This is a genomic window from Prosthecobacter debontii, from assembly GCF_900167535.1.
Taxonomy (GTDB): domain Bacteria; phylum Verrucomicrobiota; class Verrucomicrobiia; order Verrucomicrobiales; family Verrucomicrobiaceae; genus Prosthecobacter; species Prosthecobacter debontii.
Genome location: NZ_FUYE01000035.1, coordinates 1 through 11,346, shown reverse-complemented (window position 1 = coordinate 11,346; position 11,346 = coordinate 1). Strand labels below are relative to the sequence as shown.

The 11,346-nt window shown below is 51.7% G+C and carries 4 protein-coding genes; 3 read left to right on the top strand and 1 reads right to left on the bottom strand.

Annotated features, from left to right (window positions below):
* On the bottom strand, positions 1-429 hold a 429-nt coding region (locus B5D61_RS26720; protein ID WP_217699072.1), incomplete at its 3' end, for a hypothetical protein.
* Between B5D61_RS26720 and B5D61_RS25255 the strand changes: the two genes are divergently transcribed.
* From B5D61_RS25255 to B5D61_RS25245, 3 genes are all read left to right on the top strand, one after another.
* Entirely contained in the window at positions 385-10,005 is a 9,621-nt protein-coding gene (locus B5D61_RS25255; RefSeq protein ID WP_217699071.1) for an RHS repeat-associated core domain-containing protein, read from the top strand. The genes B5D61_RS26720 and B5D61_RS25255 overlap by 45 nt on opposite strands.
* Positions 10,006-10,011: 6 nt before the next feature.
* The gene (locus B5D61_RS25250) at positions 10,012-10,437 is read left to right on the top strand and encodes a hypothetical protein (protein WP_078816211.1); all 426 of its coding nucleotides are present in this window, start codon (positions 10,012-10,014) and stop codon (positions 10,435-10,437) included.
* Between the two features lie 314 nt (positions 10,438-10,751).
* Positions 10,752-11,333 carry a hypothetical protein gene (locus tag B5D61_RS25245; RefSeq protein ID WP_139373506.1) on the top strand — a complete coding sequence of 194 codons (582 nt, stop codon included), beginning with the start codon at positions 10,752-10,754 and terminating at the stop codon, positions 11,331-11,333.
* Positions 11,334-11,346: the final 13 nt, after the last annotated feature.

Sequence of the window (11,346 nt, the reverse complement as noted above, 5' to 3'; positions counted from 1 at the left end):
GCTGACGGCGATGGTTACAATGACTCCAATGACAGTCACGTATGGGATTGGGATCGTTGGAGTGACTGGGATGATGATGGTGCGAATGAGGAAAACGACTCCCATCCAAGCGATTCGAATCTTTGGGACGACTGGAATAACAACGGCTACAGTGACTGGGCTGAAGCTTGGGACACGGACGGAGACGGCATCAGCGACATTTGGGATTCGCACTTCGACAACCCAAATCTTTGGGAGGATTGGAATGGTAATGGCATCAATGACAGTGCCGAGGCCACCACCGACAGCGATGGGGATGGCTATTATGACCCCGAAGATTCTCACCCCGACGACTCGGGTCTTTGGAATGATTGGAACGAGAATGGGATCAATGATGATGAAGAGGTGTGGGATACAGACGCCGATGGAGATGGCTACTATGATGGTCAAGACAGCCATATTTATGACCCAAGCCTCTGGGCCGATTGGGACAATGATGGGCTGAATGAAGAGGATGAAGTTACCTGGGGAACTGATTCAGCGAACTCAGACACTGATGGTGATGGTTTGCTCGATGGAGAAGAGATTTCCTATGGAACCGACCCGCTCTACGTCGATACGGATTCAGATGGCCTAACTGATTATGAGGAGCTGGCGATTTATACTGGGTCGATTCAGGGTCACCAGTTGAGCCCAACCAACCCTCATTCCATCAGTCCCATTTATCAGGACTATGTGATGGTGGACTCGACAGACACGGACGGGGATGGGATACCGAATCGAGTGGAGAACTTCTACGCCCCGGTCATGAACCCGATGAATGCTACAGACGCTTCGGGAGACCTGGATGCGGATGGGGTCTCCAACCTTCAGGAGTATCTGAATGGGACTCTCTTCGATGGAAATCTGACGACTTATGATTTTGACCAGGATGGAATGACGGACATTCAGGAGAATTATTGGAGAAGCGTCTATCCAGGCAGTTTAAACAAATACTGGTTTGATGATGCGGTTCACGACTTTGATGGTGATGGTGTTTTAAATTTCGAAGAAGTCCTTCTTGGTTTAGACATCGGATATTCCGAATCACGCGGCATGCCTGATCTGGAATGGGCCAATAGCATCAATGGCACTTCTTGGAGCGCTCAACCCCTACAGGAAGGAGACAGAGACGGTGATGGCATGCCCGATCTTTGGGAGCACTACTACAGGTTGAATCTACGAAACGCAGCCGATGCGGCAGCTGATGAAGATGCTGATGGCCTCAACAATCTTGCTGAATATCGGTTCGGCTCCAGCCCACTTCTCACCAACACTCATGGGGCTGAATTAGATGCCGAGCATGCTTATGATCAGGCCATACCGCCTGATACGGTTCAGGGGCAAGGAACCATGTATAATCCTACGGGGGCTGTGGCTGACCTGAACACAGGGACAGGATTCCGGAATTTTAATCTGGTCGACGAGTTCAGCTCAGAAGCTCCAGAAACCAATTATGAATATACATATCTGTACAATGTTAAGACCTGGTATTCGGAGCATAATGATGAATCCACTTCAGGTGACTATCATATGTACATGGACGACAATGAGAATTTAGTAACCAGCGGCTATTTTTCATCTCCAGAAGACGAGGATCCTGGACCTGACGTCGTCATTGATTGTGGCTGTTTGGGATTTGGGGGCTGCTCTTGCGAAGCGGGGGGGACCTATTGGTTGGACGGTGTAGAATATGATTCAGTCTCAGTATGTTATTGCGGGGAACCCGTTGAACCACCTGAATGGTCCAAATCCAAAGTCACGATTGTTGTCCTATGCGATCCGCCGCTTCCTGATGGAGCAGCTCCGCTCTCTAAAACTTTTGTGGTGGAGCAAGAAGGGGTGGATGGATGGTATCAAGTCGGATCATCCTTTAATGTTATCATTGATTCATTCAACGCTGGTAGTGTCACGACAGATTATGCACCTAGAGGGAAGAAGCGACGAGTTCGGCTTGTTCAGGAAGAGGGAGTTCAGGATTCTTCGCATTCGCTATCGATATCAGACATGTCTGGACCACGTTATCGGAAGATTGGTTTAACAGGCCAGCCTATTCCCGATGGCAAACCCCAAGAGCAGGATGAAAGCGGACAGCAGCCTGAGGAAACCTATGTTGATGCTTACACTCGGCAGCTACGTCATTCGGTGACGGATATCTATGCCTCAGTTGAGAGTTCATTGTTGCCCTTGTCTGTGAGACGTGATGTGTCTCCTGAGGCTTATAGTAATACCTCGGGGCTAAGACCCGATGAGCGTCCAGATTTACCTTTCGGTAGTGGATGGCGATCAAATTTGTGTTCTTACATTCACATAAGTAACAGGAATAAAGCGTCAGTGATTGATGAGAATGGCACAGGTCAAAGTTATGTTCGATACTTCGGAACGTGGCAGCGAGACTACAAAGAAGATGCGGACGCCAAGACCCGCTTCGATTTACTTTCGGAGGTTCCGAACGGACAGTTTATTTTAAATAAGAAGTTTGGAACCACTTGCGTTTACCAAAAGCTAGATTTCAAACAAACGGTGTCTGATGACCGTATTCATGGAAGTGAGACGGGCACAATCAATGAATATGCTCGTTTGATCTCGGTTACAGATAGATGGGACAACACCTTGATTTATGAATATCCTCATGCCCATGCCCTCACGCCCAGTAAGATTTACGACACCAAAAGGCCTGATCTCAAGATCACAATTCGTCAGGTGGGCAACCTAGTGACTGAAGTTCGTGCACCTGATGGAGCGACGACATGTTATCATTATGCCAGTGTATCCCACGGGGATGTTTCACTAAACAGCCTTTTCGGAGCAACTCCCGTTTTGATCGGGGTTTCCCATGTGGCTTCTGGGGCAGCAGGGAGTGGAGGTTACGTGGTTCCTTCTGGTGGCGGGAGTATTTACAATCAACTGCCCTTAGGTAGCGCGCGCTATTACTATGACACAAGGACTGAGATCGATCAGAATCCAGGTTCTCAAACCAAATACAGCCATATCCAGCTCACAGAAATTGAGGATGAAACCTGGACAGCGACTTCACACGGCAATCGCTACTCATTTGACTACGTTCCTAATCATACATCGCAATTCAAATCAAATGGAGTTTGGCGGACTCAATACGGGCTCCCCATGTTCATCAGCCAAATCACCTTGCCTGATAATCAAGAGGTGATCTTTACGGGTGCCCGTCTGATTAAGGTCGAGCAAAACCAACTCTCCTCCCCCTATGTTCTAGTGCGGACAGAAGTCAGTGGCCCTGCGGGCGTCTATGAATATTCATTTGAGCAACCTGAGATCTATCGACCTGCGGGAGATCCGACACGGACAGCTGATCCCGGGCAGGTGATCTACTTGGGCTTTATGCAGATGCGTTTGACAACAAAGGTGAATCCAAACTTGCCGACAGACATTCCGCAAACCCCAAAAACTGAAACTTTTACGTTCAACCGGTATGCGGCGATGGCGCTTGATTCGGTGACGGACATGAGTGGAAAACAGACCTTGTTCTGGTATGATAGCAAATGTGAAACAGCGATTAAAAGATTAGTTAAGTTTGATCTGACTCAGGGGGGCCTTGAAAGCCTAAGCTATTACTATGATGATCCGGTAGCTGAATCTGGCCCCCTAGGATCAGGTAAAAGTTATACTTATGGCCCCTATCAGATCTTAAAATCCATTCGAGATGAAATGGGCGTCCTTACTGAATATACGATTGATGGACTCGGGAGACGCACCTCGGAGACCATCAGCGGTCCATTTCAGGGAATACGCACGACTTCATACTTCTATGAAGATACAACCTTTCCTGGATTTGTTACCAAGACGGTGACGGATGGGTCATCTTTGGATGGCGCTCCAGAAACCACGGTCATCCATGTCCCTGACGCCAACGGTCGAGTTCGACAAACGAAAACAATCGGAATCAATTCAGCGATTTTGTCATCGGTTGAAACAGCTTACGATGGCCAAGGGAGGAAACGTTCGGTTAAAGACGGTCGCGGTCTGATTACCAACTTCGCATATGATGCCCGAGGTCGCTTGACTGATGTCACCCATCCTGATGGGTCAACCAAAAGCCTATCCTATGATGATCATGGCAATCTGGTTAAGGAGGTGAATGAAAACGGTGTCGCGACATTCCATGATTACGATGAATTTAATCGTCGCATTTCGACGACGGTTGATATGAATGGCAATAATGAGGCGGATACCAGATACACATTGGTGACGTTACCCGAAGATCCCGAAGATGAGCCTGTTTATAATGGAGATCTGGTGTCTTCGATGACCTATACGCCTCGGGGGCAAGTCCAAACCTCAACGGATCCTCGTGGTAAGATCACGACCAATACTTATGACAATCTCGGTCGTTTGTTGAGTGTCGATGATGGCGGCCTAGAGACGATTTACGGTTACGATGATGAGAGGTTTGGTGGAAGTATTTTTGATTCGAGTAGGTTCAAGCCGAGTAGCGTAACCGATCCACGTGGCACGACGGCCACTCTTGAGTTGGATGACCTTTACCGAACCGTCGCTAAGTCCGTCGCTGGAATCAGCGGTGAAACTTCAACGACCTACGATTTTGCAAGCAACCCGCTGACTGTGACGGACCCGCTTGGGCAAGTCACAAGATTCGATTACGACTTACATGGGCAGGTTGTCAAAACAACCTATGCAGATGGTTCAGAGTCACGAGTGGCTTACACCCATTCAGGGAAGCCATGGAAAACAGTCAATGAATTGGGGGCGGAAACGGTGATTCAATACGATGAAGCGGGAAGGCCGATTCGTGAGATCCAGCCCGCAATTGCTGGTGTTTCGGGTGTCACGGAGACTTCGTATGACCTCGCTGGAAATGCCGTTAAAGTCAAAGATGCGCTCGGGCGCTCGGTGATCTCACAGTATGATGCGCGGAACCGACCCTATAGGGTCACCTATCCCCCCGTGTGGAATGCCATCACGGGCGGCTTGGCCAATCCTATCGTTGAAACCGAATATGACGATTGTGGACAGGTTACCCTGAAACGGGATGCTTTAGGCCACGAGCAGCGCATGTATTATGATGCCGCGGGTCGTGTCTGGAAAACGGTCGATGCCTTAGGGCATGCGGTTCTCACCGCGTACGATGCAGGCGGTAACGTCCTTGCTGTGAGCCAGAAGGTGACAAATTCTTCCGGGCAACTGGTCGATCAAGTTGTGACAAACAGCTACGATTTACACAACAGGCTTGTAGAGACCGTTGATGGAGAAGGCATCACCAATGAATTTGAATATGACAGTGTGGGCAACCGCACACTGGTGAGAGATGGATTGGGGCAAGAGACCTCGTTCACTTATGATGCGCTGAATCGTTTACTCACCCAGACCTTCAAGAAGGATCTGGCTCAAACGGGCGATGACGATACATGGACTTACATCTATAATGCGGTCCATAAAACCAGCCAAACGGATGCTAACGGCGAAATCACCGATTATACCTATGACGACAGGTCTCGGTTGCTGACGGTAAGTGTTGGAGGTGATCTTCTACGCAGCTTCAACTACGACAATGCTGGCCGATTGCTTTCCGTCACTGAGGCGGGGCATCCTGAGGCTGATGTGTCTTACACTTATGATGCTCTTAACAGAGTCAAAGAAGAGACCTCCCGGGGGGTGACGCACACCTATGGCTATGATTTGTGTGGAAACCGCATTCTTGCAGAATTAGGACATGGCCGCACGATCCAAACCGTGCCTGATGCGCTCAATCGTCCTGAGTTGATTCTTGAATTCGCCAGTCAAGCGGGGTTAGCGTCGGGTCCTGTGGATGCACGTCTCACACGTTATGCTTATGATTTAGCAGGACGAGCGACGGTATTGATTTCCGCCAATGGCCAAGTCTCCGAAAATGTGCATGATCCGTTAGGCCGTCTGACCAACCGCACCTTATTCCAGGGGATTGGCAATCGGACAGACAGTGGTGTTTTGGCCGAATTCGGTTGGACGTATAACGAGGTCGGAAATGTCACTGAGCAACACGAAACCTGGCCGGGAACCTCGCTACGCTCGACTGGGACTCGGGCCACGGCGATGGCCTATGACTTGGCGAATCGCTTGACCTCCGAATCCGTCTCCGAGAGCGGCTCAAGCTTCACGACTCAGACCAGCTACAGCTACGATGCGGCGAACAATCGCCTCACAAAGACTGTCACAGGTGGCACGGACCCAGGTCATTGGACCTATGAATACAATGACGGAAATCAGCTGACCTCTTGGATGAAGCGGGCGCAAGTGGGGGGCAAGCCTCGAAAGGCTGTGGTTATCGATTACGATGCGAACGGCAACCGAATTCAAGGAGAATCCACGACTTACACGGTGAGTCAAAATCAAGCATCACTGACTCAGCAAGGTGTTACTTACCAAGCGACTACCTCAGGAGAAAATGGAGAGGATCTCAGCGTCAGCTTGCATGCGGATGAGCCGGGGCAGGAACTCGGTGTGCAGATGAGCGGTGGACATGCCAGCGTGACTTTGGCCACCGACATGGGGCTGCCGGACTCTCTGAGTCATCAGGGCATCACCTACGCGACCCCTGAGGCTCATATCCCGGGGCATGAAGTGGGGGTGACCTTGATCGCAGATGCTCCGGATCAAACACCTGGAGTCACCGTGCTGGGTAATGAAGTCGCCGTCACCCTGGAGACTGACAGCGGAGACGCTGCCTCCGCCGTGGATCAATCCATCACTTATAGTGCTAGATCGGTGGGTCCCATCGGCAATGACATTCGGGTACATATCGAAAAAGCTGCGCTCAATGACCAAGACAGTCTGACGACTTCGGGGAGCGACCTCACACTCAAGTTGAGGACAGACGCAGGCACGCCAGACACACTCTCCAACCAGGGCATCACCTACACCACCAAGGCTGCTCATGAGGAGGGACGTGAGGTTGCTGTCCGACTGATAAGCGAGCCTGCTCAGGATGCCGAGGAGGTCGAGGTCGATGGGGATAATGTTCTGGTTTATCTAGCAACTACCGATGGAGCACCTGCTGAGGCGGAGTCTCAAGGCATTCATTTCCAAGCGAAACTCCCTGGACGCCAAGGTGACGAAGTCAAAATTCACTATGACGTTTGGTATCCCTACACAGATCCTCCAGCACCTGCCGAAGCGTATGTTTATGACCGCGACATCTTTGTAAACTTGGAGGTGGAGGAAAGCGGTAGCCCAGCAGTGCTGACTCTAAATGGGCTTCGCTACGAGGCCAGAGCTATGGGGGCAGAAGGCAATGGCCTGACGGTTCGCCATGTAATGGGGGAGGAAGAAAATCAACCTACAACCGCAGAACTGGTTAATGGAGAAGTCGTGGTCCATTTAGGCACGACCTCCATTCGTCCAGCTGAAGGCTGGTTAGGCCCGTTGCGCATTACGGCGGTGGATAACACTGAAGCGGGAAATGGGATCAAGCTCGCGGTGCAAGGTGCTGAAAGCCCAGGTCAGGGACTCGAAGTATGGGAAGATTCCCAAGGTTTACGTGTGCGTTTGGGAAGCAATGAGTTCGGAGAAGTGATCTCCTCCTGGCAAGATGTGGCGGCAGCGATCCAAGGCTACTGGTATCATCGGGTCAATGTCGAGGTCGGAGAATCGGCCTTCGAATGGGCGACCGGTGCATCCACAACCTTGAGCGGTGGCGGGGTCGATTTTGCTGTCAATGCTACAGGATGGGACATCGCAGGGGCTTTGGTTTCCAATCCTGAGACGAATGAACTTCTTTGGGTTGTAGAGGCTGATGGAAGTGAACCATGGATAGAATCAGGCGTTACTGCTGGTGGAGTCACTCCCACTGTCTTGACACAAGCCGATGAAATCGTGACCCTCTTAAATGCCAACGCCAGTGTCATGGAATTGTTGGAGGTGAGTGGCGGTGGATCAGCGGTGATCGAACGAGGCACCGTACAGCTAGCGACCGGTGGTGACGGATTCAGCATTGAAAGTCATGCCGACGATATCGTTGCATTGCTGACCGACGAAGATAGCCCGACGAAAGACCTCATCACAGTAACCGGGGGAGGCCAAACCATCTTAGAACCTCTGACACGCACCGCTTTAACCGGTGGCGTTGAAAGAGCTATAGAAACAACAGCAAGTGAAGTGATAGCGATGCTGGCCGATCATCCGCTGATCACCGTATCCGGTGGAGGCTCCAATAAGCTCCAAACACGAGAACTCCAGCTCAGCGGTGGGGGTGAAAACTTCCTGGTGAAAACCAAAGCTGACGAAGTGGTGGACTGGTTAACAGAAACCAACAGCCCTGCTCGCAATCTTATGACCGTCACCGGCGGCGGGACTCATGCATTGGAGGCATTGCCACGCACAGCCTTGAGCGGAGGCCGCGTGCATCAGAGCACGACTCAGGCGAGCGAGTTGGTAACCCTGCTGCAAAACACCAGCAGCGTATCCAGTGTCATGAATGTGAGCGGTGGCGGTGAGCATGCGCTCACGCCGATGGCCCAAACCCACCTGAGGGGTGTGACCAGCTCCACCAGCCTCAGCACCACCTACACCTGGACCACTGAGAATCGTCTCGCCGGGGTGACGCGTAGCGATGCCAAGAGCTACGGCTACACCTATGACTACCGCATCCGTCGGGTGGGCACCGTCAGTGAAGAGAGTGGCCAGGCAGCTAAGCACACCGCCATCCTGTTCAGCGGCGGCCTGAGTGTGGCGGAGTATGAGGGCAGCACCCTCCAGACGCAGATCACGACCCCTACGGTCAACACGGTCAGTTACGTGCGTGGTCCGGACATGGGCGGCGGCGTCGGTGGTCTTCTTTACAGCACGCGGACCGAGACTGGTGGTGAGAGGAAGGTGCGGTATAACCTCAGCAATGGCCGGGGCGACATCGTGGCGCAGAGTGATGAAAGCGCCACCTTGACCTGGACGGCCAGCTACGAGGCCTACGGCAAGCGTCCGACCGAGACCGGAGAGAACCTGGACAAACAGCGTGCGAACAGCAAGGACGAAGACCCGACGGGCCTGCTGAATGAAGGCTTCCGATATCGGGATATCGAGACGGGTGTGTGGCTGAGCCGAGACCCTGCAGGTTTTGTGGATGGCCCCAATCTGTATGCGTATGTGATGCAGAATCCTTGGACGGCTTGGGATCCTCTCGGCCTTGAAGTGCCCAAAAACCGCAAGGAAGCACGTCAAAAAATCAAAGATATTAATGACACTACAACCGAGCTTAAAAAGGTGTCGAAAGTTGCAGTGGACAAATTTGGAAGTAAGGAAGGAGATCAGGCTTTGACGGCCAGTGCCCGACTGAATCAAGCGCTTGGGTACATGCTTGCTGAGCTGTCGGTGTATCAGGATTATGCTGATAAAGACGGCAATCTAATCAATCCAGCTTCTCGAGTGCAAGCCCCGATATTGGGTTTTGATGCCGACACCACCGCGGCGCGGAGGTTTGCAGGAATGGGAGATGCTGTGTCAGTGGGGTTACGTGATATGAACTTCGATTACGCTGAGACAGCAATGGCTGTTGGAGGAGCGCGGAGTCTTGTATCGCTAATTGAAGCTGGTGGCGCTAAATTATTGAGTAAACTGACCGCAAACGGCGTGTTGGGCCCAAGAAAAAAGCAATTATTCAGCAACCTTTATCCAGAGGATGTGCCAGTATCATTAACGAGGAAGGAGCTCTATTTTGATGGGAACAAATGGCGGTTCAACAGTGTGACTGGCAAGCCACTCACGCCGAACGGAAGCTATACCTACGTAGTACAGGATGGTAAAATCTACATCAGCCGACGCACGCTGGCTCAAGGAGGCCATGTTGATGTTTCTCGAGGATCTCCCTTTGAATATGGTGGTCAGATCAAATTCGGGAATGGGAATAGTGCAGGGCCTATCGACAACTGGAACAACGCTTCTGGCCATTTCAAACCTCCGGCAAGTGCCTCATGGCAAGCGGTAGATGCCGGGTTGCCTAGGGCGTTATTCCAAGCGCAATAACATTATATGAATGCAGAAATCGAAACACTTATGAGCGCTGTGCTCAGTTTGTCCAGGGACGCCAAGCGGGACAAGCAGTTAGCTAAGTTGATCCGTGAACTGACTCCAGCAGAGCAGTTGCCTCTGATTGATAGACTGCTTGAGGAGAAATGCCAAAGTTCATTGTTTTTACTGAGATCGGCGGCAGACCATAAGATTTGTGAGATAATGCTCTTCAAACACTTGCCAAGGGCTGACGCTTCCTCGATCCAAGATCTTCTGCGCCTTGGTGTTGAAATTCTTGGAGAAAGAAAACTGGGTGAGCTCGTTATTAAGACTTCGATTGAAAGTCCACGTGTATGGGAATACGCAGCTTATTGGCTCCCTTCTTTACTTTCAAAGGAGATGTGGGAGAAGTTACAAGCCCGGTATCGTAATAGTGACAATCCATAGCAGGCACGTCACCAATGCCACCTTCAGAGTATCTCTCCGGAACAATGACAACCCATAGCAGGCAAGTTATCCATGCAAGCTTCCAAAAAAATACAACTCTGCAGCAAGCTTCTCGGTGCAGAGGCCCAAAGAAGCTTGTCACCTTACCGTCCGAACGCGTCAGTGCACGGTCCCACTGGAGTGCCCCCGAAGTTTGAGCCAGTTTTTATGAGAGTCTGAGTCTGGCGAGCGAGTTGGTAACCCTGCTGCAAAACACCAGCAGCGTATCCAGTGTCATGAATGTGAGTGGTGGCGGTGAGCACGCGCTCACGCCAATGGCCCAAACCCACCTGAGGGGTGTGACCAGCTCCACCAGCCTCAGCACCACCTACACCTGGACCACTGAGAACCGTCTGGCGGGTGTGACGCGTAGCGATGCCAAGAGCTACGGCTACACCTATGACTACCGCATCCGTCGGGTGGGCACCGTCAGTGAAGAGAGTGGTCAGGCGGCTAAGCACACCGCCATCCTGTTCAGCGGCGGCCTGAGTGTGGCGGAGTATGAGGGCAGCAGCCTCCAGACGCAGATCACCACACCCGCCGTCAATACGGTCAACTACGTGCGCGGTCCGGACATGGGCGGCGGCGTCGCAGGTCTCCTTTACAGCACGCGGACCGAGACCGGTGGTGAGAAGACGGTTCGCCTGTTTCAGAGGAAACCTGAACAGAGGCACTCTGATCGTCAAGATAGGGGTAGGCCGAATCCAGCGGATAGCTCAACAGCGACTGATTGGAAAATTTGGCCATCCTTTTCAGAGCGGACAAGGTGGGAACTTCGTCGCCAAATAACTCGTCCAGATAGCCCCCGCCATTCTGATAGAGAGAGGCAGAATGAGGCTCGAAGGTTTCCTCGGTGAAATTCCAGTGTTC

Excerpts from the sequence above, each read along its gene's own strand:
- B5D61_RS25245 (WP_139373506.1), top strand. The coding sequence starts at position 10,752 with ATGGCCCAAACCCACCTGAGGGGTGTGACCAGCTCCACCAGCCTCAGC.
- B5D61_RS25250 (WP_078816211.1), top strand. The coding sequence starts at position 10,012 with ATGAATGCAGAAATCGAAACACTTATGAGCGCTGTGCTCAGTTTGTCC.